Source organism: Bacteroidales bacterium, assembly GCA_031275285.1.
Classification (GTDB): domain Bacteria; phylum Bacteroidota; class Bacteroidia; order Bacteroidales; family UBA4181; genus JAIRLS01.
Genome location: JAISOY010000065.1, coordinates 1 through 23,285, shown reverse-complemented (window position 1 = coordinate 23,285; position 23,285 = coordinate 1). Strand labels below are relative to the sequence as shown.

The window sequence follows — 23,285 nt, the reverse complement described above, 5'->3', positions numbered from 1 at the left end:
TTATTCTTTAATGATTTTCCATTTCGATACAACTTCTCCCAGGCGGATATCCAACAGGTACATTCCTGCCGGGCCTTTGATTTCTATAGATGTCGATTCCGATTTTATCTGTGAGGACAATACTAATCGTCCTGTGCTGTCATACAGGAAAAAAGTGTTTTTCTGGCGTGCATCCAGGTTTGTAATCGCCAAAGTGATTTTCCCGGAGGTCGGGTTCGGATATATTGTAATTTTCTGTTCGCCCATCATTATTGACGGGATTTCTTCTTTCTGCTGTGCAGCCATGGTTTCGGCACTGCTGGTATCAGTATCCGCTTTCATTCTTGACAGGGAAACGACATAACGGGCTGTCATATTCCCGTCGTTATCGTATTCGAATGAAACGGGGGGAGTCGTCTGTCCCTGCAAATAAAGGGACAGTAATAATCCGGTGATGATTAGAATTGTCTTCATAATAATTAATATTAATATTTGAAAATGATATTTGTGTTATCAGCAGGGTTTGTTACTCGTTATTTCCTGTCACTGCTGCCCGTAAATCATTGATCTCTGCCTGTTGTAAACCGAGCTGCTTTCTTAACTCTTTATTCTGTTTCTCCTGCTCAATCATATACAATGTCAACTCCTCGATCTTCTGTAATAACTGTATCTGGAATTCACCCGTATTCACACCATTCCGGATCATGGTATCTGCCGGAGCGATATCCGGGAGGTGCTTGTTTTCAGTGATAAATTTTTCTACTTCATGTAAAGGTTTTAACCGGTAATTTTCCTCAAATACAAAGTCTGCTCCAGCATTGGCTTCCACTACTATTTCGCGTGCCAGGATATCACCGGCTACGGTGAGTTTTGCGGTAGGATTTGTTGTACCGATACCTACATTGCCGGCAAAATAATTGGGTTTATTTCCTATAACCCAAATATTATTTGAAAAATTGTTACCAAAAGAATTAACATAATCATCTATTTCACTTTTAACACTGTATGTATCACTGCCTATATTCAGACTTCCATTAGTAAAAGTAGGATTTTGTTCATAATTCGAGTAAAAATAATAAGTAGTTGAGCCCTTTAGCCAGATAATAATATTTCTTAAACTATTATTGTCTGATGCATCGGTCCATCCGGCTATAAATTTGTTCGTATTATGGTGATTATACTGTTTAAGGTCTACATCTATGAACTCAGATGCATTTCCCCAGTTGGAACAATGGAACTTAAATGTAGCTATCATACTGCCATGCCAGTTACCATTTATATGGACACTTGATCTTCCTAATTTTAAGATTGTTTCTTCATTGTAATTCCAACCGACATCTTTAAAGGATACAGGATAATATTTGTTACTTTCGCCGTCTAATGTAAAATGTCCGCTTGCCTGCCATTGGCCAAAAGACGATACCACCGAAACCACCAAAATAAGCTGGGTAAAAATTACTTTTCTCATGTCTGTTATTTTTTATTTGTTTATAAGTAATTGATTGTTTTTAAATTAGAAAATCAACAAACCGATACGGTTATTTTTCTTTTTTCAGTTTCTTTAATTCATTTGTCAGCTCTTCCATTCTTTTTTGCTGCAGTTCCTGGTGTTTTTTTAATACTTCATTCTCTTTTTCCTGTTTTATCACATATAGTGTCAGTTCCTCGATTTTTTGTAATAGCTGTATCTGGAATTCGCCCATATTCACACCGTTTTGTATCATGGTATCAGCCGGTGCGATATCCGGGAGGTGCTTGTTTTCAGCAATAAACTGTTCTACTTCCTTTAATGGTTTTAACCGGTAATTTTCCTCAAACACAAAGTCTGCTCCTGCATTGGCTTCCACTACTATTTCACGAGCCAGAATATCACCTGCTACAGTAAGCTTAGCAGCGGGATTCACAGTGCCGATACCAACATTTCCATTGGTTTTTATAGTCATTCTGTCTGTATAACCGGCTATAAGCCGTAAATCATGATTGGATTCGGTCCCAACTCTTCCAACTTGCCCAGACCATGTAATATCAGAAAATATACCGGTTTTTATTTCATTACCTCTGACAAGTAGTTTCGCATGTTGAGGACCATATATGTCTAATACTTTTTGCCACCCTTGTCCATTATCAATACTGGTAGTTCCTATACCAACATTACCATGAATTACAACATCTCCGTCAAAAACCCCAGCTTTACCGGCATTACCTTGTTTAGCATATAAAGCAGTCCAACCATTTCCACCTGTTTTTTCAGGAATATTCGTTAATGCAGAAAATTCTGCTCCTTTTAAATATATGTCATTTTCATAATCATAGTATCTCACTCGGAAATTTCTATCATTAAGACTTCCCTTATTACCTGCTATTTCAAAAATCGCAGAGGGATTTATCGTTCCTATACCAACATTACCATTATTAAAATAGATATTATTCCCAGAAGTTTGCCATTGCCCAAAAGACGATAATACCGAAAATACCAAAATAAGTTGAATTAATATTACTTTTCTCATGTTTATGAATTTTAATGTTTGTTTATATGTAATAATTGTCCTTTAAATGATGAAATCACCAAACCGATACGATACGGTTATTTCTCCTTTTTCAGTTCTTTCAGTTCATTTGTTAAGTCGTCTATTTTTTTCTCCTGTTTTATCACATATAGTGTCAATTCCTCAATTTTCTGTAACAACTGTATCTGGAATTCACCCATATTCACACCGTTTCGGATCATGGTATCTGCCGGTGCTATATCCGGGAGGTGCTTATTTTCAGTAATGAATTGTTCCACTTCCTGTAACGATTTTAACCGGTAATTTTCTTCAAATACAACGTCAGCTCCTGCATTGGCTTCCACTACTATTTCACGCGCCAGGATATCGCCGGCTACAGTGAGTTTAGCAGTTGGGTTTGTTGTACCGATACCGACATTGCCATTTAAGTTAATCCTCATCCTTTCATATAATGTGATATTTTCCCCGGCATTCCCTACACCGGCCGTTCTAAATTCAATTGTCCCGTTATATCCCATACGCATGGAAGCCGCGTGGTCACGGGTCTTATAAGTGTAAACATCGTTAGTCGCCGTAAACCCCAGATTATATCCGATTTCATCATAATGACTTCCTGAACGACCAATGCTTAAATTGCTTACATAGGTATTTCCATTGACATGTAACTTGGTTTTTGGATTTGTTAAGCCTATACCAACGTTACCTGCATTAAAAAAACTATGTTCATTACTGTTTATTAAGATTTTCAGTTCATGTTGATTAGGACCGAGTGCAGTATATAGTCTTAGTTGTGAATAAAGGGATTGTTGTGTACATCCTCCGGGTTTAAGATCCAATGAATTATGTGCCCACTTTCCAGCAGGACTCCCCATAATAAGACTATGACCATACCAATGAAGATATGAATTGTTCCAACCATTATTTCCATCAATTGGTTGTAGATATAATTCACCATTAATGTGGAGTTTATATGATGGATTATCAGTTCCTATACCTACATTTCCTCCACTGTAAAATAAATTACTACCATTTGTTAACCATTGGCCAAAAGACGATACCACCGAAACCATCAAAATAAGCTGGGTAAAAATTACTTTTCTCATATTCTTTAGATTTAGAATTATTAATAATAACTTGGTTCAACACAAATAATACTTTTATATGTGACCTGTTCCATACTATAATTGTCGATTTTTATTTAGCCTTTCATTGTATATGTTCCCCGTAATTTAACTGTACGAATACATTGTGTCCTGTCTCAGCGTATGCGATTTTTGTTTTGTGTAAACAAAAACTTACAATCCTCCTCTAAATATAGTTAATATTTTGTATTTAAAATAAATTTTTCTTTTTATTAAGTTTGCTTACCGTAAATTTACTTACTATGGAAAAGCAGTTAAACTTTTATCTTACTCACATCATTATTTGTCTTTTGCTGCTTTGACAAAAAAAGAGGACGAGCCAGACCGGTCTATAGATTATGTCGTATTCCATCATGGATCTATCATTCTAAAGAATGCTTTGCTAAGTATTATATTCCGGATTGCTCTTTAAAAAACCTGGTGATTTAGGCGACTTAAATAACAGAAAAAGAAACGGGTAAAATGTTATAATATAAGTTGATACTTTAAAACATTGTTATGGTTTATTATGTTGAGTCAGTCGCTTTTGTGTTTTGAGTGAAAAAATATTACTAAAGTTAAATACTATCTAATTATATAGATCCGGCCGGACATAAAGATATTGACTTTAAAGAATTCCTGAATGAAAATTCAATGGAAATAAGAAAAGGCTGCAAACTCGAACCGGGTCTGGCCGGCGCACTACCGGGAGATCGTTTCCAGTTCCAGCGCCTGGGTTATTTCTGTGTGGATAAGGATAGCACTGCCGGGGAATTGGTTTTTAACCGTACGGTGACGTTAAAAGATTCCTGGGCAAAACAGGGTAAGTAGAATTTACTGTTTTTTAGAAAGGGATATTTTTACAAGAATATCATCGGAAAAATCCGGAATTATCACTTCATTTATATGATCCAGGGATTTTGATTTGATGTTATATTGTTTTATAGTTTCCAGGCTTACAGGTGAAATGAAATCTATTAAATAACTTCCGGATGGCAATCTTAAAGTTAATTGTTCCGAATTAATATGTTGCCCGGTTAATAGAGTGCAGATATATGTGATGACACAACTTCGATTCAGGTCGCCCATAGTGGACAAAAGCAATTCGGAATCATTTTGTACAGCTGTATAATCAGGATTAAATGTCCAAAAAGGAATAGTTTCAAAAAAAGTACGGACGCTGGGTAAAAAGTTACTTCCCGGAGCACTATAGTTCATGTCGTTAATTCCTTCACAACCATCCCAGGAGTGATGCGTCCAGAAACATCCGGAACAATTGAATATCCATGCTTGTTTTCTCCTGTGAACAGGATCATCGTTCATGTGTCTTTTTTCTCTTCCTGACTCGTTATTAAATGCCGGTTTGTTATGTGATCTTACATTCCGGGCCACTGCCTGATACCAGTTTTTTAGATGATGTGTTGCTCCTTTCTGGTCATTTAGTTGATCAATAGTTTTTATATCTGATGGTGTTGATCCGGTACATGTATGAACTATAGCCAGATCTATCCAATCCCTGTTTGTCCAGACAGCATTGTCTGTTGTAATGTCTGATGTACAGACCGGTCTTTTGTATGGATCATTTTTTTTGAAATATTTGGCAGCGGCTTTTTGAAATTCTTCATTTTTCACATATTCGTTTTGTATTTCCCATGTCAGAATATTTGAATATTTTCCAAGCCTTTGTATGATATTCTTCCAATAATGTATTTGGGTATTGATCATTGACTTGTCAAATGACATTGTCAGATATAGGCAAAGGTCTATTCCAATTCCCATTTCACCAGCCAGACGAACACGATTTTCCACTTCGTTCCAGTAACTCTCATTGAGTTTTGAATAATCAGGATTTTTTCTTGTTCCACCCCATGGCCACAAGTCTATTTGAAGGACATCATAATAAGGCAATCCTTCCAAAGCTACTCGGATTGTATTGATTCCTTCTTTTTGTGCTTTTTTTAAATACCCAATAGGGTCAGAACACGCAAAATATGCCCATGCTGTTTTATTTAATATAAAAATGTAATGCCCGTTACCGTTAGTTAAATAGTTTTTATAGGTTGTATCCACAGTATAAGGCGCATCCCAAGGAAGTTCAAATGTTACCATTTGAGCCTTTAATGGGATGATTAAAAGTGTAATAAAGATTATAACAAAGGACCTTTTACCAATTATAAACATTGATATACCCTTAGCATGAATTTAAAGGATTTCAGATATAGGTTTTTAAGACCTAATCGTTGATAAGCAGAACATCATCCTTGCCGAAAAGGCAGGTCAGCGTGATGAATAATCCATGATTTTTCATTTTTATATCATATTTCCTGCTGTAGACATCCTTATCGAAAGAAATTTCAGTAAACCCGAAATTATACCCCGCCATTAATTGGAACCTGAGGAGTTGTACACCCACACCGACCCCAACGCCAAAATCGAATGACGGACGGGAATCATCATTTTTTTTATTGCTCGTTGTTTCCAGTTTTTTGTATTTATCATCTATTTTCTGTAACACGTCTTTTTTGAAATACCTCTGCCGTGAAAAAAGACCGAGGCCGGCATACGGACCAGCCTGGAATATCAGCTTTGGTTCACCCAGATCCAATTTATATTGTAGATTGATCGGCACCTGCAAATAATACAATGAAAATAATCTTTTAGCACTCCCATTGCTTTCATATTCATCCTTAAAGCCCTGCATGGAGAACATTAATGACGGCTGCAAATAAAAAGACCTGTTTAACCGGAAATCGCCAAGTATACCTCCCTGGAATCCGGACTTCATACCCCAATCAGGCGCAGGTGCATCTCCAACAACTGATCCGGAAATGTTGTAAATACCTGAAAGGTTATATCCTGCCTTTATCCCGAATTTCCTTTGGGCATGTACGCATACCGTTGATGATATCACTATCAATAAGAGTATTGTTTTTTTCATATACATGTCTGTTTTTAATAAATATGATTTATGTTATTATGATTAAAATGCCTTAAACCCGTATCGATAGGCTAAAAATGTTGAACGGATGATCGACCACTACCAAAATAAAAAACGGTGCAATGATAGATATAGTATTTGGTATCACAAAAAAAAACTGCGATAATTAATCAGCTGTTTTGGAAAATGTAGAAGAATAAGGTATGATATTTGTACTTTATTTACATGTATTTAAAACGGGTACTGGCTTTTAGATATTTCCGAATGCAAAAAATAATTCTTATTACAGGCGCATCTTCCGGTTTTGGAAAAGTAACTGCCTCATATCTGGCAGGGAAGGGGCATATTGTTTTCGGGACAAGCAGAAAAAAGAAGGAAAATCCTGATTTTCAAATGTTGGAAATGGATGTAACCCGGAAAGATACTATCCGTTCCTGTATTCGTACAATCATTGAACAGTATGGTAAAATAGATGTACTGATCAATAATGCAGGAGTTGGAGTGGGTGGTGTTCTCGAATATGCTACAGAAGAGGAAATTGATATCCAGATAAGAACTAACCTGATCGGTGTGATGAATGTTTGTTCAGAGATATTGCCGTATTTTAGGGAACAAAAGGGAGGCGTAATTATCAATGTCAGTTCATTAGCCGGCTTAATGGGCATTCCTTATCAGGGATTATATTCTGTATCCAAATTCGGTATAGAAGGGTATAGTGAAGCATTATCACTTGAAGTAAACCAGTTCAATATTAAAGTAGTAATAGTTGAACCGGGTGATTTCAGGACCAATTTTACATCCAACAGGATTATATCAGATTCATTGCTTCATGATGAAGCATATCGGTTATCTTTCGAGAATGTATTAAAAGTTATTGAAAAAGAGGAAAGTAATGGATTAGATCCGATTTTGTTCGCTAAAAAGATAAATGCGATCATACATAAGAAAAATCCAAAATTCAGGTATTCGATAGCGAAAGCCGGTCAGAAAGTATCTATTTATGCTAAAAAGATATTGCCGGCCAGATTATTTCAAAAATTTTTGAGTATTTATTATAAAGTAGCTGTATCATCATAGAACAGTTATCTTATAGAAGGAGATTATAAATATGGACATTAGGACCGTTAATGTAACAAGATACATTATGCCTTTACGTGAAGGCGGTTCTTTGCCTGCGTTAGCAGAGGCAGATGACGGGTTCAAATATGTAACGAAATTCAGGGGAGCAGGTCATGGTACCAAAGCATTGATCGCCGAATTAATCGGAGGAGAGGTTGCCCGTGCTTTAGGATTGCACGTTCCGGAGATTGTTTTTATTTACCTTGATGAGGCTTTCGGGCAGACGGAAGGCGATGAAGAAATACAAGATCTTTTACGTGCCAGCAGAGGGCTTAATCTTGGATTACATTTTTTATCGGGATCGCTTTCGTACGATCCGGTGGTGACTACAATTGATCCTGAGTTGGCATCAAGGGTAGTCTGGTTGGATGCATTTCTTACCAATATTGACAGAACCGCCAGAAACACCAATTTACTTACCTGGAACCGGGAATTGTGGTTGATCGATCATGGTGCTTCTCTTTATTTCCATCATTCGTGGGTAAACTGGGAGAAGCATTCGCATAGTTCTTTCCCTCTGATCAAAGATCATGTTTTACTACCTCAGGCAGGAATGATAGAAAAAATCAATGCAGAATATAGAAGTGTATTGACTCAGGATAAAATAAAAGAAATTGTGAATTTAATCCCCGATAATTGGTTAGAATGGGAAGGGAATAATGAAACGCCTCAGGAATTAAGGGATATTTATATTCGCTTTCTGATGGAACGACTCAATTATTCCGATATATTTGTAAAAGAAGCGCAACATGCCCGAAGAGCATTTATATGAATATGCCGTAATTCGATTTGTTCCTAAAATTGAACGAAAAGAATTTATTAATGTAGGAATCATCTTGTTTTCAAAAAGAACAGATTTCCTTAAGGCACGTTATTGGGTGAATGAAAATAAGCTCAAAGCTTTTTCATCTGATCTGGATTTTGATTTATTATATGCCCATCTGGAGGTCTTCGACATCATATGTTCCTCAAAAAAAGAAGGAGGTACTATTGCTTTGCTGGATACTGCCGAACGTTTCAGGTGGCTGACGGCAGTGAGGAGTACTTCTATCCAAACATCGCGTCCTCATCCGGGTTTCTCAAAAGACCTGGATCAAACTTTTGAAGCACTGTTTAAGGAATTGGTTCTGTGAATAGTTGTTTTGGTTGGATAATTGTAATTTTAATAAATTGATAGTTAGTGCGTTATTTAAATTAATTAAAAATAATGAATAAAATTGTTGCGTAAATGGAAATTTTTATTTATCTTTGCATTGTAAAGTGAAAAGTATATATTTTCAATGTGATATAAAACATTGATCAAGATAGTAAGATATTAAAAATTAAGTAGTTAGTTTCTGTGTTAGGAAGAGTGCCATCGTGAAGATGCCACTCTTTTTTTATATGATATATTTATCATAGCGAAAGGTAACCAAAATAATTAAAATACGTATCTATATATAGAATTTGTTTTTAAGATTAAATGATTACTATAAGTTTGAGTAGTGGTTAATTAATTGATTGAAACCCTCTATTGATTTTCTCAGTAGAGGGTTTTTTCTTTAGAAAACACTTATTATTTAATGGATTTTCCTGTCTTATATTACTTAAATGCAGGCAACAAGTATTTCCAGATCAGGTTGATCTCTGCCTGCATATCCCCAATATGGGCTGTAGTAACAATTACTGCATCTTTTTCAGGAATAACAATGATGTATTGCCCGTTTGCTCCGTCAGCACGATAAGCGTTATTACGGCACCTCCATATCTGATAACCATATCCTTGCAGCCAATCACTGTCTTTTGGTTTTATTTTCAGGTTCTCTCTTTTTACACCTGCCGGAAGAGATGCAATGTGGGAAGAGGTCGCTTCATCAAACCAACTTTCAGGTAGTATTTGTTTTCCGTTCCATTTTCCTCTTTGCAGGTAAAATTGTCCCAGTTTAGCCATATCTTCTGTTTTTATATATAATCCCCATCCTCCGGTGTTTATGCCTTGTGGGCTTTCATTCCAGGTAACGCCGATAATTCCTAAAGGACGAAATAAACGGGGATATAGGTAATTTATGAGTTGTTCCCCGGTTACTTTTTGGATAATAGCCGAAAGCATATAGGTCGCCAGGCTATTGTATACAAAAACGGTTCCCGGTTTATGCTCGATAGGATAGGAGAGAAAGGCTTGTACCCAGTCTGTATCGCTTTCATTGCGGATTGATCTTGTCGGGTCTGTATCATGACCAACAGACATAGTTAATAAATGGTGTATTTCCAGTTCTTTCAGGTAAGGACTTACATGATCCGGTAGTTTATCCGGGAAAAAAGATATGACTTTATCAGTGACCTTTAACTTTCCTTCTGCTACAGCAAAGCCGATAGCCGTAGCTGTATATGTCTTACTTACGGAGTTCATGATATGTGGTTTATTGGCGGCATGTTCGCCGAACCAATATTCCACAACGACCTTTCCGTGCCTGAGGATCATCAGGCTATGCAAGTCCTGTTTGTTTTGTTTCACAGCATCGAGATATTTCATGATACCTTTGGCATGTATATTCTCAGCTTCAGGAGAACTTCTCGGTAGTGATTTGGTCAGTTCGTTGTAATTGGTTAATTCAATTCCTTTATCACGGATCACCTCTTTTATTTTTGTATTGGTAAAAAGATCCGTAACCCCTTGCCTGTCTTCGGCTACCCATTCATATCCGACATGCCCTACAGTTTGCATCTCGTCATTGTCAAGGGCAGGATGATCAAGGAAAATATAATTTTTTCCGGCTTCCAGCTTATCCAGCATTTTGATAAAACTGGTTTCTTTTTCTCCGGTTTTATTGGAACCTTCATACCCGACAAACTGTACATTATAGCGTATTGCTGATTCACCCCTGTCAATCACACTCAGATGATATTCGTCAGCTAGCTTTTGGACCATTGCTACCACATCTTTATCGAAACGCATGGCCCCCATATGACCCGAAAGATGGCTAATCTGAGGTATATTTTTTAGTGCCAGCTCTATTTGTGCCCGGAACTCTTGTTCTACTTCTGATAGTTTCCAGTTATTTTCCTTCACAGACTGCCCCGGATATGATGGGTGTGGTCCCATCATCGGGTAAAAAAAGTTGTTTTCATCAGTCAGACTTGAACAGTCTGTCAAAGGTCTCCATTTGATATTTTCCCATTCGCTGGTAATGGTTAAGTGTACCCCCACATCAATGCCCGGATTTTCACGAAGTAATTTGGCTGCTTCGGGAAACCATGAGGTAACAGGCATAACTTCTACTGTAGTTTCGATACCGTTTTTATAGGCTTCAATACAGGCAATGTTGACTGAATGAAATGCCCCCATGTCATCAGACCGGACTATTAGCCTAGGTTTAGTTGATTGTCCGAAAACAGATAGGGAAATGATGCAGAGCAGCAGTATACAGATAATGGCTTTTTTCGAGGAATAATTTTTCATCGTAAAAACAGTTATTTAATATTTGAACTTAATTTGTTTCATTGCGCTATTTGCAAACAGGACTAATTATTAATTATCATTTTAGAGAGGTGATACACAAAAGTAATTATTTTTAAGAGACAATTAATCCCTGTATAGCAATGTTCTTATCCCGAGATGTATATAGAAGTTGTTCTTTGTTTTGGATTTAATGACCTGATGTCGGTTTGATAACATCAATTCAGCTTGTAGGTTCCACTTTTGTATCAGCGTACGTGCTATTTTTAATTCCTGGTATATGGTTGTTGCACGTATTCCCTGTAATGTTTTGTGTCCATATGCTTCACCATGTGTCGTATTACTTTTGTAAAGGTTGCTGCCAAAATTACTTCCTATAGAATCTATTCCTTGTACGGCATAAGTATTTATGAAATGGACGGACCAATCCGGATTAAGCGCCCAGCGAGCGATAAATAATCCCTCCCTCAAATTGGCTCCCATAGGATGGGCAAGAGGCTCTCCGAGATGGGCATAATTTTGTAAAGGGTAGTAATGGGTATAATTAAAGGGTCTTACCTGATTTAGTTCTATTTGCAACATCACCGGCCGTTTTTTTCCCAGGAAACTACGAAGACCGATCTGAAAGGCATATTTATTTGCCCACCAGCCATTTCCGGCGGTCAACTCGTCAAACTTAAATTCATCTAAAATAAATTGTCCATATAAATAATTGTCCTGCCATATTTTAAGTTTTGTTCCCACTCCTATCATAACATTATCCGGAGAGCCGACGGAAAATTCTACAGGCCGGAGAAAAATAACAGGATTAAGGTAATTGATATCAAAAGTCCTCCGGCTGATTGAGTCGACAGCATCCCAGACAACAGCTTCGAATAGGTTTATGTTGATACTGGGTGTGATGTTCCAGCTGAGCATATGCATGGAAGCATATTTTTTATGGCGTTTGCTAAAATCTTCTTCTAATTCATAGTCAGTCATCCGGGCTGTCATAAAGGAATATTGAATATTCCAGAATTTGAAAGTTGTTTGCAGGAACGGATAACTGTTTGCATTGTCAGAAAGAAAAAGAGACCGGTAGCCATCACCCCAGAAATGCCGGTCTTTTCCAATCCGTAAAGAAATATATTTTATCGGATTCCATTCAATATTAAAGTTCAATGACTGGTAGAGATAAAAGTTCTTTTTGTGGGCAAGATAACGGTCATAATGGGGAATGAGATTCGTTGAATCGATATGAAGTTGATCAGTCTGATTAAATTGCCGGCCCGTGAGAGAGTAATTGAGATTGACAAAAAACGATCTTTTGAGAGAAATACCTGTATGGACACCTACACCGTAAATTTGTTTGAATGAGTTTCCCCCTGAAAGTTCAATATGGCCAAGAGGGGAGATAAAATAGCGGATATTTTGAGATAATGAATCAGGATATGCCTTATTTATATCCCAATTACGTACCATTGTATGTGTTTCCGGGTTACTATAAACCGTACGGATATAGCGCCATTCTAATTCGGGATGTAATCCTGACGTGATCTGTGCTGAGGAATAGGGATAACTGATGTACAATAAAAAAATGATCGCTAGAAGACGTACATACATGATCATTTCAATAATGGTCGGTCTATTTTATCTTTTCTTTTTAACCTTTTCATTTTCATCAACATGATTGATTTTTCGTACCCTGTATTCAAGAAGAGAAGAAAAGATTGTAGCGATGGATAATATGCAAATCATCAACCAGATTATGCCAATATTTTGTAATAATAGGGCCAATGCTATGACACAGATATTTACAAAAACGATGATCATGGTTGTTTGTATATGAGAATAACCTAATTTTAATAAGAGATGATGAATATGATTTTTGTCAGCGGAAAACGGAGACCTTCCACGTAACATTCTGACCAGGAATACGCGTATGGTATCATACAAAGGAATAATTAACACGGCAAAGGAAACGGCCGGTGCCGATTTAATTGAGAATGCAGAAGTAAAACCAATATTTTTTTCATTGAACAGGATTACCTGAACACTCATCAGGAGACCGATAAGCAATGAGCCTGTGTCTCCCATAAAAACTTTATTTTTTTTCCCGAAAACATTGAAACGGAAAAAAGCCAACAATGTCCCAAAGACAGCAGCAGACAAAAGACTATATTCAATATTTCCGGATACAAAAAACCATATCCCGAAAAAAGAAGTGGTGACCATTCCGACGGAAGCCGCTAATCCGTCTACGCCATCGATCAGGTTAAAGCTATTGATGATTACAATGATCACAAATGTCGTTAAAAATAGGCTGGTGAAGGTAGATATATGGCAGATTCCCAGGAAACCATGAAGGCTGGAAAAATAAACATCTCCGGGAATAATCAGTACCAATGCCGCTGCTATTTGTCCCAATAATTTTTTACCGGGAGCGATGGCCAATATGTCATCTTTTATTCCGATAAAAAAAATGATAATACAGGCGACTAAAATATATTGTAAAGAAGGAACCAGGCTGTAACTGATAAATGAACCGGCAGATATGGTTATTCCTGCGAAAATAGCAACACCTCCCAGAGTTGGAATCTGTTGTATATGGCTTTTCCTTCTGCTGGGTTCATCGAATAGTTTCTTAGCACGGGCAACACTTACAATAGATGGAATAGAGAAGTAGGTTACCAGGAAAGAGACAATAAAAGTCAATAATAATACTATTTCAGGAGATAAATCTTTCATAGATTAATATAATGCCGGGCTTATCCGGAAACCATTATGCTTTAGAATAAAAACGAACCCAATCTACCTCTAATTTTACCGGTTGGGTCAACGGACGGGCCTCATTGGACATTCCGGAACCAAAAGCGATGTACATAGGCTCTGAAGGAATACCCCTTTGAGCTACTTTAAAGGTAACTCCATTTATAGACCAAATTAGATGACTGGAGGTCCATTCTAAAGAGAAAATAAAACTCTTTCCGGTAAAAGCACCGGGTAGAGCAGTGATATCGTTGCTAATGCCGTTAGGGTCCGCTATATCCCCCCAATAATTGCCTAAATAGAACTTGCCATTCACATATTTGAAAATATTGATCTGTGGTAGCATCTTTTCCCCAGCCAGCCAGAATGCGTGATATGCATTGCCTTTAGGAATTTTCACTTTGGCTTCTACTTTTCCATACTTATGGCGGAAAGATTTTCCTGTATTGATAATACCTGAAGTATAGGAAAAATCACGTGAAACAAATCCCATCAAAGGATTCCAGGTTAGTCCGTTAGCCTTTTCATTTCGTGTCTCAATAGATAAAACAGATCCGGATACAGAAATGTTTTTCCCATCAGTGATATAATGCTGGTCACCCATCAGGGAGTAACTTTCATTTAATAACTTATCTCCCCAGTAATAGCGTGTTAACCAATTGTTCGTGTCTAATTTGTTTTCTGCGAATTGATCTTCAAATTCCAGATTCCAGGCTTTTATTGCAGCAAATTTTGCTTCATTAGCCTTATCCTTAAAATATTTGGTTAATTGAGCTGATTTTTGCAGACCAGCAAATTCTTTTTTCAAAGCTTCTATTTCTTCACGATCGGTATTCGGATCATTTTCTTTTTCCTCAAATTCGGGTGAATTTAAATATTTATTGAGGTACTCAAACCGTTCCAGTTCTTCAGATTGGGAATATGCTATAAAATCTTGATAGTCCTGAGTAAGGGTATCGTGTTGTTTTTCTATTTTGTTTGTACTTGGGAAGAAACCCAGTTTTACTTTGATTCCTAGTAAGCTCATACGTTTGTATTATGGTTCAAAATTGCAAAAATAGCTATAAAACTGAATATTTGATCGAATTTTATGTTTATTTTTTGTTTTTTTACAAAAGACACTACAATAACTTAACGGTTGTTCGATGAAGTACTTATTTAGAGTTGTTTTTGCATCATTTCCACTAAATATAATGAAAATATCAGTTCATGTAAATTCCGTAAAAATCCTATAGTAAAGATATTTTTTTGAATATATCAACAATTAATCGTAATTTTGAATTTGAAAAAATCTAATGGGTTAAATGCTTATTTTTTATGGGCGATAAACTGATATTTTTTGTTGATGACGAACCCATGTTCATCAATTTGCTTGAGTATACCTTTAAGGCAAAGAATGGTTATGTCACCAAAACATTCAGCAATGGGGAAGATTGTATTGAGCATTTATATATGAATCCGAGTTTGGTAGTGGTAGATTTTTTCTTAGGTGGAAATAATGCGGAAATGACGGGATTGGATCTTGTTAGAAAGATAAAGAAAGATAGTCCGTTTGTATCTGTGATTGTTTTATCCGGGAATGATGATGAAAAAACCATTGAGGAAGCCAAGGCGTCCGGTGTAGAAGAATACATCATAAAAGACGGGTATTTCATTGATAATTTGATAGAATCCATTTCAAAAATATTGCCGCCTGAAACAAATTAAAAAGAGGAGGTTGTTTTCTCCTCTTTTATTTTAAATCTATCCATATAAATATTGCGCTACCCCTGCGTATCCGACATGAGGGTTCATGCACATTACAGGAATCTTGGCACTGTTGGCGATAATTTCCTGTTCTTCAGCGCCGAATATATAATCAAGGAGTGTGATATGCTTGGTGGTCGTTACAATAATTAAATCCGCATTCATTTTTTCAGAAAAACGTATCGTCTCACCGGAGAAATTACTGGATTTTGGCGCTGTATGGATTTCATATTCAATATTGTGTTGCTTGAGGAAACGAATGGCGAAATTTAAGTTGGTATTTACTTTCTTTTGCAGGTCACTATCGGAAACCGGATACTTAAATAAATGGATTTTAGAAGCAAAATTACGTCCTATGTAAATAGCCCATTGTAATTTTTCTTTGTTCTCAGACTTAAAGTCAATAGGAAAAACCACATTGGATATCTTGTTGCTTTTATCAGGTTTGGACTGGACAACAATAAAAGGAGCGTTTGATCCTGTAATTACTTTCAATGCTTTACTGCCAAATAATTTTTGAGAACCTTTTATACCGTGTGTTCCCATAATCACTAATTGAGTGTTGGATTGTGTCGCATAGTCGGAAATAGCAGAAAACAGGCTACCTTCTTTTACAACAACCCTACATATAATCCCCTCATTGTCAAATGTCCTATTACATACCTTAGCCATCCCTCTGCGCGCTTTATCTATTACACCCGGTGATGCTCCCGGATCCACAATATGGAGTAATTTAATGCTGTATTTCATAATGTGTGCAATTTTTACAGCATGAGCTAAAGCATATTCAGAAACTACAGTAAAATCCCATGTAACAACGATTACATTATTGTCTTGATTATCTTGCATTTTTGTTGATTTTTATCATAAAATTAGCATTTCCCAAGGTCATAATTGATTCGGGTAAACATAATAAATATTTACCTAAAGATACGGAATTTTATTATTTTTATTGTTCAGCTTCGTACATTTTTTTCTATTTTTCTATAGAAAATCCCGATAATGGCTATTAATCATTGAATGTTAAAAAATCATACAAAACTCCGGTCTTGGGGTTCAGATGTTTTTTGTACTTTCGCATCAGAATTTAGGGTGTAATCAAAAAAATAAGATATGTCAGACGATAAAAAAATTATTTTCTCAATGGTTGGGGTGAATAAAACTTTCCCTCCGCATAAGCAGGTATTAAAAGATATATATCTGTCATTTTTTTATGGAGCCAAAATCGGTATCATCGGATTGAACGGTTCAGGAAAATCAACATTATTAAAGATAATAGCAGGAATTGAAAAATCATTTCAGGGAGAAGTGGTTTTTTCGCCGGGATATTCTGTCGGTTATCTCGAACAAGAACCTCATCTGGATGAAAGTAAAACAGTAAAAGATATTGTTCAGGAAGGAGTTCAGGAAATTGTAGACTTGATGAAAGAATACGAAGATGTGAACAATCGCTTCATGGAACCGATGAGTGATGATGAGATGAATCAATTAATGATCCGTCAGGGAGAATTAACAGAAAAAATTGACCAGGTGGGCGGCTGGGATCTTGATAGTAAGCTTGAGAGGGCAATGGATGCATTACGTTGTCCGGATGCTGATACTCCTATTTCTGTCTTGTCCGGAGGAGAGCGCCGTCGTGTAGCACTTTGCCGTTTATTATTAAGGGAACCGGATATTTTGTTACTGGATGAGCCGACCAACCATCTTGATGCCGAGTCGGTGCAATGGCTTGAGATGCATTTGCAACAATATAAGGGTACTGTGATCGCCATTACGCATGATCGTTATTTTTTGGATAATGTAGCTGGATGGATTCTGGAACTTGATCGTGGAGAAGGAATACCATGGAAGGGAAATTATTCTTCATGGCTAGAGCAAAAGACAAAACGTATGGCCCAGGAAGAAAAGCAGGAAAGTAAACGAAGAAAAACGTTGGAACGGGAACTGGAGTGGGTACGTATGGCACCAAAGGCCAGGCATGCAAAATCGAAAGCCCGTTTGTCGGCGTATGATAAAATGCTGAATGAAGACAGCCAACAAAAAGAAGAGAAATTGGAAATATATATTCCCAATGGTCCGCGTTTGGGAGATAAGGTAGTAAAGGCAGAAGATGTGTCAAAGTCATATGATGAAAGGTTGTTGTTCGACCATCTCTATTTTAATCTTCCTCCGGCAGGCATCGTTGGGGTAATTGGTCCGAATGGAGCAGGGAAAACCACCTTATTCCGGCTGATTATGGGAATGGAAAAGCCCGATACCGGAACTTTTGATGTCGGTGAGACGGTAAAAATTGCCTATGTTGATCAAAGCCACAAAGATATAGACCCGGAAAAAACCGTATACCAGGTAATATCACAAGGTAATGAATTGATACCCCTCGGCGGAAAACAGGTAAATGCACGTGCATATGTTGCACGTTTTAATTTCAGTGGTGCAGATCAGGAGAAAAAATGCGGAGTATTATCCGGTGGGGAAAGAAACCGGTTGCATCTGGCTATGGCCCTGAAGGAAGAAGGAAATGTACTTTTACTGGATGAGCCGACGAATGATATCGATGTGAATACTTTGAGGGCACTTGAAGAGGGTTTGGAGAGTTTTGCAGGTTGTGCCGTAGTCATATCTCATGATCGCTGGTTCCTTGATCGTATTGCGACGCATATTCTTGCTTTTGAAGGTGATTCAAATGTGTATTTTTTTGAAGGTTCTTATTCTGAATACGAGGAGAACCGGAAAAAACGTCTTGGAGATGAAGGTCCGAGAAGGATCAGGTATAGAAAATTGATAGAATAGCCGCTTAATCAGAAAAAATCGCTATATTTGAATAATTCGTATAACACTTAGCAAATGCGGTTGTTGTATGGGAATTTAAATGTAATATCATGAAATGTGCTGCCTTTCCATCTTCCTTTTATGTAAAGAACAGGAAAAAATTAGCGAGTATGCTTCCGCCAAAATCATTGGCTTTGATATTTTCCAATGATAAGATGCCTCGAAGTGGTGATCAGTATTATTTATTCCGGCAAAACTCCAATCTTTTTTATTTGTCGGGCATCAACCAACCACGAACCATTCTTACACTTTGTCCGGATCACCCTAATCCCAAATACAGGGAAGTATTATTCATCCTTCAACCCGATACGTTGAGTGAAACCTGGGACGGGCATCGATTGACACAAGAAGAGGCAACTTCTATTTCCGGGGTAGGAACGATCATGGATATTGATAAGTTGAAACATTTTATCGATGATTTGGCCTATCCTTCGGATCATATTTATTTTGATATTGAAGAAAATGTAAAAAGGGATATCGAATTAATCACCTATGATCTGCGGGTTACCACTGCACTTAAAACCCGTTTTCCCCTACATCAGTACGGGCGTTTGGCACCATTAATGACTTCTCTTCGTTTTTTGAAACAACCTGAAGAAATACAATTGATCCGTTGTGCCTGTGATATTACAAAATTAGCTTTTGACCGGGTGATTAAAACTGTTGAACCGGATATGTTCGAATATGAGATTGAAGCTGAAATGACCTGTGAGATGTTGCGTAATGGTGCTACCGGACATGCTTTTCTCCCGATTATAGCTTCGGGCAAAAATGCTTGTGTATTGCATTATCATGAGAACAATCGTAAAATCAGGGATGGGGAAATGGTTCTGCTCGATTTTGGTGCTGAACTGGCTAATTATAATTCGGATTGTTCCCGTACTATTCCTATATCCGGTCGCTTTACACCCCGTCAACGACAATTGTATGACTCGGTATTACGGGTGTTTCGCAATGTGATAGGGATAATGAAATCAGGTATGTCCATTGTGCAGATTAATCTGCAAACACGCCGGTTTTGGGAAGAAGAACATATAAAGCTGGGGCTTTATTCAATGGAAGAACTTCGCCGTCAGGATCCGGATAGACCATTATACCAGAAATATTTCATGCATGGGGTAACTCATCCTTTAGGTTTGGATGTTCATGATGTGGGAGACCGCTATGAGCCGATTCAACCGGGAGTAGTGCTCACCTGTGAGCCGGGGATTTATATCCCTGAAGAAGAGATCGGTATTCGCCTGGAGAATGATGTGCTCATCACTCCTTCAGAGCCTATTGATTTAATGAAAGATATTCCTATTGAACCTGAAGAAATTGAAAGATTGATGAATCAACGAACTAATTGATTCTGGGATAACTAATATATTTAAATAATAGTTCAAAATTATATCATACATATATGAAATCATTTTTTACCCTTCTTTTTCTTGATAAAAAGAAGCAAAAATCAAGGCTTGCTTCCTCAGCGACCAGCCACAGCACGCTACGGGACGCCGGAAGAACTTGCCTGGCGGCTCAGACAGCTTCCGGCTTGCCCCTTCACTTAGCAGGGCTGGTGCCCACTTCCGGAAGCTCAGGCCTCCCAGATGTAACACCACTGTATGAGTACAGGAAATATGATATATGTGAACTAATTATGAACACCTACTTATCATAATGATTAAAGCTATATTTTTCGATATTGACGGGACTTTAGTGAGTTTTAAAAGTCATACTGTTCCCCGGTCAACTGTTGATGCGATTAATGAAGCAAAGAAAAACGGAATAAAAATATTTATTGCTACCGGACGTTCATTTCCTCAAATACCGGATCTGGGTAATTTACAATTTGATGGTTATATCACACTAAACGGAGCTTATTGTATTACAGACAAGGATGATATTGTTGTAAAGAATCCAATACCGGAGGATGATATCAAGGCCCTGTTGACTTATCTGGAAAATGGACAACAGTTTCCTTGTTCATTCATGACAAAAGATAAGATTAGCATTAATTATGTTAATCAGAGAGTGGAAGAAATGGCTCGGTTAGTAAATTTACCTGTTCCTGGAATAATCGATATTCATGAAGCTGCAAAAGATGAAATTTTTCAAATTAATGTATATGTAGATGAGGATGTGGAACGACAATTAATGAAAGATATTTTCATTCATTGTGATTCCAGCCGTTGGAACCATTTATTCGCCGATATAAATGTTCAGGGCAACAGTAAACAAACCGGAATCGACGAATTTCTCAAATACTATGATTTAAGAATTGAAGAGACAATGGCTTTTGGTGATGGTGGAAATGACATGTCCATGCTGAAACATGTTGCAATTGGAGTTGCGATGGGAAATGCGAAAGATCAGGTAAAAGCTGTAGCAGATTATGTAACTGATTCTGTAGATGATGATGGAGTCCGGAATGCACTGGTCCATTATAACATCATCTAAATAAAAAAACCTTTATCTTTAAAGATAAAGGTTTTTTTATTTAGTCAAATTTATTTTATTTTTCGGAAACATCCTTATTTTCAACTTTTTGTGCAACAACACCTTTTATTGTTAATTTAACAGGTGAATTTTTTGCATTAGAATAAACGGTCACATCTTTCATAAAAGGAGAGGCGACATTGGTGGTGAGATACTTTACTTTGATGGTTCCCTTTTCTCCCGGTTTGATTGGCTTTTCTTTCGGGCAGGTAGGAACAGTACATCCACATCCGGAACTGCATCTTTGGATAATGATCGGTTCTTTACTCATGTTGGTGAATGTAAATTCATATTCTGCTTTACCATTGTATTCGATGGTACCGACATCATGTGTAGTTTCATCGAATTTCATGTCCAACACTTCCTGCTTTTCTTCTTTTTCCGTTTTGGTTGCTTCTTGAGCAAATCCTTTTACTGCTACAGCAAAACAAACAACCATTATAAATAATATTTTTTTCATTGCGCTATGTTATTTTAATTTTTAACTGATGATGTATTATACGAATTAAACGTAAAAAGGTTTAGAAACCAGTTATCAAAATTCATGCCTTTTCCGCTATTTTACTTTGGAGGTTAACGGGTATTTTAAGTTTTCGAATTTTGTCAGGTCACATCTGAAAGATCCTACTATGATATCAAACTTAATACTTATGGGTATTTTATTCATATCATCGCTGAACCATATCGTCATATCATCATTACTTTCAAAAACACGTCCGGGTTCGACAATAGGAACAAATTTGAAGCATTTGAATTTTCCAGCACTGACAGATATGGTTTCTTTACCTTTATATACAATATAAAACGGAAATAAACTATCACCGAAATAAGTATCTAAATGGATGATATCATCGGGTTTTAATGCATTTAAATTCAATCTTCTGACATAGAATGCGACAGAAGCCATGTCTAAAGTATTTTTAGGGACAGATACCCTGCCATTTCGCTGGCTTTCCACATATAACGAATCGTGGTTATACATTACTTCATCATAATAACGGTAACTTCCTTCCCGGATGTTACGGACCGCCTTATCCGGAAGATTGTTTTCCAGATTGAAATAACTTTCATAAATATCATGTACTTTGTATATTTTGTCAATTAACCCGGTTGTTTTCCCTTCCAAAACTGCATGATAGACAGATTTATTGTTAAGGGTAGTTTCATTAGCCGATATTTTTACTTGTCCTCCGGTAATAATTCCATAACGGATTTTATAGGTCAATATTTCTCCGCTTTGGAAAGCTGGTTCTTCCAGGTAATCCTTTTGTGTCTCAGATGGGAGAAAAGATATTAGAAATAATGGAATGAGAAAAGCAATATGCATTGTTTTTATGTTTATCAGGTGTATACTTCAATAACCATATACGTTTTATTTAACTATATTGTTACAGGGATTCTGTTATTTTCCGTTCTTTAGAAAAAGCTTATAATGTTCGTATATAGAGGCTTGAGACATTAGTGGTGGTTGGGAATTTCTCTTATACCTGTTGTCTCTCTCTTTGTTAATGATACGGGCTTTTACATTATCCTGTAACTGATCGGTGATAATGAATTTTAATTCTTTCTGCAAATCGGGATCATACACAGGAGCTGCCACTTCGATCCGGGCGTTTAAGTTTCGGGACATCCAATCGGCTGATGATATATAATATTTCTCATTACCACCATTACAAAAAATAAAAATCCGCGAATGTTCGAGGTAACGTCCAACGATGCTAACAGCTTCAATATTTTCGCTGGCTCCTTTCACCCCCGGTATCAGGGAACATATACCCCGTACTACCATTTTAATAGGAACTCCGGCCTGGCTTGCATGGTATAATTTGCGAATCATCTCCGGATCAACCAGGTTATTTATTTTTATTAGTATCCAGGCTTCTTGCCCGGCTTTGGCATTCCGTATCTCTGCATCAATCATGGAATAAATCTTTTTACGCATAAATTGGGGGGATACGAGTAAGTGCCTGAATATTGGATATTTAAATGGGTTTTCAAAATAATCGAAAAGCTTTTCTACTTCTCGTCCGATACGTTGGTCAGATGTAAGCAAAGCAACATCAGTATAAGCGGCTGCATTGCCTTCGTGAAAATTTCCGGTGCCGATTACCGAATAATATCTTGTCCGATTGCCTGTTCTTTTGGTGATCAGGGTGAGTTTGCTATGTACTTTCAATCCCTGTATGCCAAACAAGACCTTTGCTCCGATTTCTTCCAGTTTACGTGCCCAGTATATATTGGCATATTCATCAAACCGGGCTTGCAATTCGATAACAACGATCACTTCTTTCCCGTTTTGTACAGCATTCATTAAGGCACTGATTACCCTTGAGTTATTCGCTACGCGGTAAAGTGTGATTTTGATTTTTTTTACGTCCGGATCA

21 protein-coding genes and 1 pseudogene are annotated in these 23,285 nt (G+C 37.1%); 8 read left to right on the top strand and 14 right to left on the bottom strand.

Features of this window, described 5'->3' with window-relative positions; translation table 11 throughout:
- From LBQ60_06255 to LBQ60_06240, 4 genes are all read right to left on the bottom strand, one after another.
- On the bottom strand, nucleotides 1-453 hold the full coding sequence (locus tag LBQ60_06255) for a T9SS type A sorting domain-containing protein (protein ID MDR2037508.1): 453 nt from the start codon (nucleotides 451-453) through the stop codon (nucleotides 1-3).
- Nucleotides 454-505: 52 nt separating this feature from the next.
- Nucleotides 506-1,447 carry a hypothetical protein gene (locus LBQ60_06250; protein MDR2037507.1) on the bottom strand — a complete coding sequence of 314 codons (942 nt, stop codon included), beginning with the start codon at nucleotides 1,445-1,447 and terminating at the stop codon, nucleotides 506-508.
- 70 nt (nucleotides 1,448-1,517) lie between these two features.
- Nucleotides 1,518-2,486, bottom strand: a complete 969-nt coding sequence (locus LBQ60_06245) for a hypothetical protein (GenBank protein MDR2037506.1) — start codon at nucleotides 2,484-2,486, stop codon at nucleotides 1,518-1,520.
- 77 nt (nucleotides 2,487-2,563) lie between these two features.
- A complete protein-coding gene (locus tag LBQ60_06240) occupies nucleotides 2,564-3,589 on the bottom strand; it encodes a hypothetical protein (GenBank protein ID MDR2037505.1) in 1,026 nt (341 codons plus the stop codon).
- Nucleotides 3,590-4,240: 651 nt separating this feature from the next.
- Here LBQ60_06240 and LBQ60_06235 point away from each other — a divergent pair.
- A pseudogene (locus LBQ60_06235) lies at nucleotides 4,241-4,438 on the top strand (glutamine--tRNA ligase).
- A 3-nt stretch (nucleotides 4,439-4,441) separates the two neighbouring features.
- On the opposite strand, the gene LBQ60_06230 reads toward LBQ60_06235, so the two are convergent.
- Nucleotides 4,442-5,716 (bottom strand): DUF4038 domain-containing protein, encoded by a 1,275-nt coding sequence (locus LBQ60_06230; GenBank protein MDR2037504.1) that lies wholly within the window; start codon nucleotides 5,714-5,716, stop codon nucleotides 4,442-4,444.
- A 124-nt stretch (nucleotides 5,717-5,840) separates the two neighbouring features.
- A complete protein-coding gene (locus LBQ60_06225) occupies nucleotides 5,841-6,545 on the bottom strand; it encodes a PorT family protein (GenBank protein MDR2037503.1) in 705 nt (234 codons plus the stop codon).
- 264 nt (nucleotides 6,546-6,809) lie between these two features.
- Between LBQ60_06225 and LBQ60_06220 the strand changes: the two genes are divergently transcribed.
- The 3 genes from LBQ60_06220 to LBQ60_06210 are packed head-to-tail and all read left to right on the top strand — an operon-like array spanning nucleotide 6,810 to nucleotide 8,797.
- Complete coding sequence (locus LBQ60_06220; GenBank protein ID MDR2037502.1) at nucleotides 6,810-7,622, top strand: SDR family oxidoreductase; 813 nt, start codon at nucleotides 6,810-6,812, stop codon at nucleotides 7,620-7,622.
- Between the two features lie 31 nt (nucleotides 7,623-7,653).
- On the top strand, nucleotides 7,654-8,436 hold the full coding sequence (locus LBQ60_06215; GenBank protein MDR2037501.1) for an aminotransferase class I and II: 783 nt from the start codon (nucleotides 7,654-7,656) through the stop codon (nucleotides 8,434-8,436).
- A complete protein-coding gene (locus tag LBQ60_06210) occupies nucleotides 8,414-8,797 on the top strand; it encodes a DUF3037 domain-containing protein (GenBank protein MDR2037500.1) in 384 nt (127 codons plus the stop codon). Before LBQ60_06215 ends, LBQ60_06210 begins: the two co-directional genes overlap by 23 nt.
- A 449-nt stretch (nucleotides 8,798-9,246) precedes the next feature.
- On the opposite strand, the gene LBQ60_06205 is transcribed toward LBQ60_06210, so the two are convergent.
- From LBQ60_06205 to LBQ60_06190, 4 genes are all read right to left on the bottom strand, one after another.
- Nucleotides 9,247-11,103: a ChbG/HpnK family deacetylase gene (locus LBQ60_06205; GenBank protein MDR2037499.1), complete on the bottom strand. Its 1,857-nt coding sequence runs from the start codon at nucleotides 11,101-11,103 to the stop codon at nucleotides 9,247-9,249.
- Nucleotides 11,104-11,226: 123 nt separating this feature from the next.
- Nucleotides 11,227-12,702: a capsule assembly Wzi family protein gene (locus tag LBQ60_06200; GenBank protein ID MDR2037498.1), complete on the bottom strand. Its 1,476-nt coding sequence runs from the start codon at nucleotides 12,700-12,702 to the stop codon at nucleotides 11,227-11,229.
- Between the two features lie 27 nt (nucleotides 12,703-12,729).
- Nucleotides 12,730-13,827 carry an undecaprenyl/decaprenyl-phosphate alpha-N-acetylglucosaminyl 1-phosphate transferase gene (locus LBQ60_06195; protein MDR2037497.1) on the bottom strand — a complete coding sequence of 366 codons (1,098 nt, stop codon included), beginning with the start codon at nucleotides 13,825-13,827 and terminating at the stop codon, nucleotides 12,730-12,732.
- A 34-nt stretch (nucleotides 13,828-13,861) separates the two neighbouring features.
- Nucleotides 13,862-14,875, bottom strand: coding sequence for a glycoside hydrolase family 16 protein (locus LBQ60_06190; GenBank protein MDR2037496.1), 1,014 nt, complete (start codon nucleotides 14,873-14,875; stop codon nucleotides 13,862-13,864).
- Nucleotides 14,876-15,165: 290 nt separating this feature from the next.
- Between LBQ60_06190 and LBQ60_06185 the strand changes: the two genes are divergently transcribed.
- On the top strand, nucleotides 15,166-15,555 hold the full coding sequence (locus tag LBQ60_06185) for a response regulator (GenBank protein ID MDR2037495.1): 390 nt from the start codon (nucleotides 15,166-15,168) through the stop codon (nucleotides 15,553-15,555).
- A 36-nt stretch (nucleotides 15,556-15,591) separates the two neighbouring features.
- Here LBQ60_06185 and LBQ60_06180 read toward each other — a convergent pair whose 3' ends face one another.
- Complete coding sequence (locus LBQ60_06180) at nucleotides 15,592-16,443, bottom strand: universal stress protein (protein ID MDR2037494.1); 852 nt, start codon at nucleotides 16,441-16,443, stop codon at nucleotides 15,592-15,594.
- 264 nt (nucleotides 16,444-16,707) lie between these two features.
- Here LBQ60_06180 and ettA point away from each other — a divergent pair, with 264 nt between their 5' ends.
- The 3 genes from ettA (at nucleotide 16,708) to LBQ60_06165 (ending at nucleotide 20,862) form a co-directional block, all read left to right on the top strand.
- Nucleotides 16,708-18,384, top strand: a complete 1,677-nt coding sequence (gene ettA / locus LBQ60_06175) for an energy-dependent translational throttle protein EttA (GenBank protein ID MDR2037493.1) — start codon at nucleotides 16,708-16,710, stop codon at nucleotides 18,382-18,384.
- 89 nt (nucleotides 18,385-18,473) lie between these two features.
- Nucleotides 18,474-19,772 (top strand): aminopeptidase P N-terminal domain-containing protein, encoded by a 1,299-nt coding sequence (locus LBQ60_06170; protein MDR2037492.1) that lies wholly within the window; start codon nucleotides 18,474-18,476, stop codon nucleotides 19,770-19,772.
- Nucleotides 19,773-20,082: 310 nt separating this feature from the next.
- Nucleotides 20,083-20,862 carry a Cof-type HAD-IIB family hydrolase gene (locus LBQ60_06165; GenBank protein ID MDR2037491.1) on the top strand — a complete coding sequence of 260 codons (780 nt, stop codon included), beginning with the start codon at nucleotides 20,083-20,085 and terminating at the stop codon, nucleotides 20,860-20,862.
- 55 nt (nucleotides 20,863-20,917) lie between these two features.
- Here the strand turns inward: LBQ60_06165 and LBQ60_06160 are convergent, their stop codons facing one another.
- The 3 genes from LBQ60_06160 to LBQ60_06150 form a co-directional block, all read right to left on the bottom strand.
- Nucleotides 20,918-21,361 carry a DUF1573 domain-containing protein gene (locus LBQ60_06160; protein MDR2037490.1) on the bottom strand — a complete coding sequence of 148 codons (444 nt, stop codon included), beginning with the start codon at nucleotides 21,359-21,361 and terminating at the stop codon, nucleotides 20,918-20,920.
- Between the two features lie 96 nt (nucleotides 21,362-21,457).
- Nucleotides 21,458-22,228 (bottom strand): DUF3108 domain-containing protein, encoded by a 771-nt coding sequence (locus LBQ60_06155; protein MDR2037489.1) that lies wholly within the window; start codon nucleotides 22,226-22,228, stop codon nucleotides 21,458-21,460.
- A gap of 75 nt (nucleotides 22,229-22,303) precedes the next feature.
- Nucleotides 22,304-23,285 (bottom strand): phospholipase D-like domain-containing protein (locus LBQ60_06150; GenBank protein MDR2037488.1); only part of this gene is annotated, 982 nt, incomplete at its 5' end.

Coding starts and splice junctions, on each gene's coding strand:
- LBQ60_06255 (MDR2037508.1), bottom strand. CDS start 453: ATGAAGACAATTCTAATCATCACCGGATTATTACTGTCCCTTTATTTG.
- LBQ60_06250 (MDR2037507.1), bottom strand. CDS start 1,447: ATGAGAAAAGTAATTTTTACCCAGCTTATTTTGGTGGTTTCGGTGGTA.
- LBQ60_06245 (MDR2037506.1), bottom strand. CDS start 2,486: ATGAGAAAAGTAATATTAATTCAACTTATTTTGGTATTTTCGGTATTA.
- LBQ60_06240 (MDR2037505.1), bottom strand. CDS start 3,589: ATGAGAAAAGTAATTTTTACCCAGCTTATTTTGATGGTTTCGGTGGTA.
- LBQ60_06230 (MDR2037504.1), bottom strand. CDS start 5,716: ATGGTAACATTTGAACTTCCTTGGGATGCGCCTTATACTGTGGATACA.
- LBQ60_06225 (MDR2037503.1), bottom strand. CDS start 6,545: ATGAAAAAAACAATACTCTTATTGATAGTGATATCATCAACGGTATGC.
- LBQ60_06220 (MDR2037502.1), top strand. CDS start 6,810: ATGCAAAAAATAATTCTTATTACAGGCGCATCTTCCGGTTTTGGAAAA.
- LBQ60_06215 (MDR2037501.1), top strand. CDS start 7,654: ATGGACATTAGGACCGTTAATGTAACAAGATACATTATGCCTTTACGT.
- LBQ60_06210 (MDR2037500.1), top strand. CDS start 8,414: ATGCCCGAAGAGCATTTATATGAATATGCCGTAATTCGATTTGTTCCT.
- LBQ60_06205 (MDR2037499.1), bottom strand. CDS start 11,103: ATGAAAAATTATTCCTCGAAAAAAGCCATTATCTGTATACTGCTGCTC.
- LBQ60_06200 (MDR2037498.1), bottom strand. CDS start 12,702: ATGTATGTACGTCTTCTAGCGATCATTTTTTTATTGTACATCAGTTAT.
- LBQ60_06195 (MDR2037497.1), bottom strand. CDS start 13,827: ATGAAAGATTTATCTCCTGAAATAGTATTATTATTGACTTTTATTGTC.
- LBQ60_06190 (MDR2037496.1), bottom strand. CDS start 14,875: ATGAGCTTACTAGGAATCAAAGTAAAACTGGGTTTCTTCCCAAGTACA.
- LBQ60_06185 (MDR2037495.1), top strand. CDS start 15,166: ATGGGCGATAAACTGATATTTTTTGTTGATGACGAACCCATGTTCATC.
- LBQ60_06180 (MDR2037494.1), bottom strand. CDS start 16,443: ATGCAAGATAATCAAGACAATAATGTAATCGTTGTTACATGGGATTTT.
- ettA (MDR2037493.1), top strand. CDS start 16,708: ATGTCAGACGATAAAAAAATTATTTTCTCAATGGTTGGGGTGAATAAA.
- LBQ60_06170 (MDR2037492.1), top strand. CDS start 18,474: ATGAAATGTGCTGCCTTTCCATCTTCCTTTTATGTAAAGAACAGGAAA.
- LBQ60_06165 (MDR2037491.1), top strand. CDS start 20,083: ATGATTAAAGCTATATTTTTCGATATTGACGGGACTTTAGTGAGTTTT.
- LBQ60_06160 (MDR2037490.1), bottom strand. CDS start 21,361: ATGAAAAAAATATTATTTATAATGGTTGTTTGTTTTGCTGTAGCAGTA.
- LBQ60_06155 (MDR2037489.1), bottom strand. CDS start 22,228: ATGCATATTGCTTTTCTCATTCCATTATTTCTAATATCTTTTCTCCCA.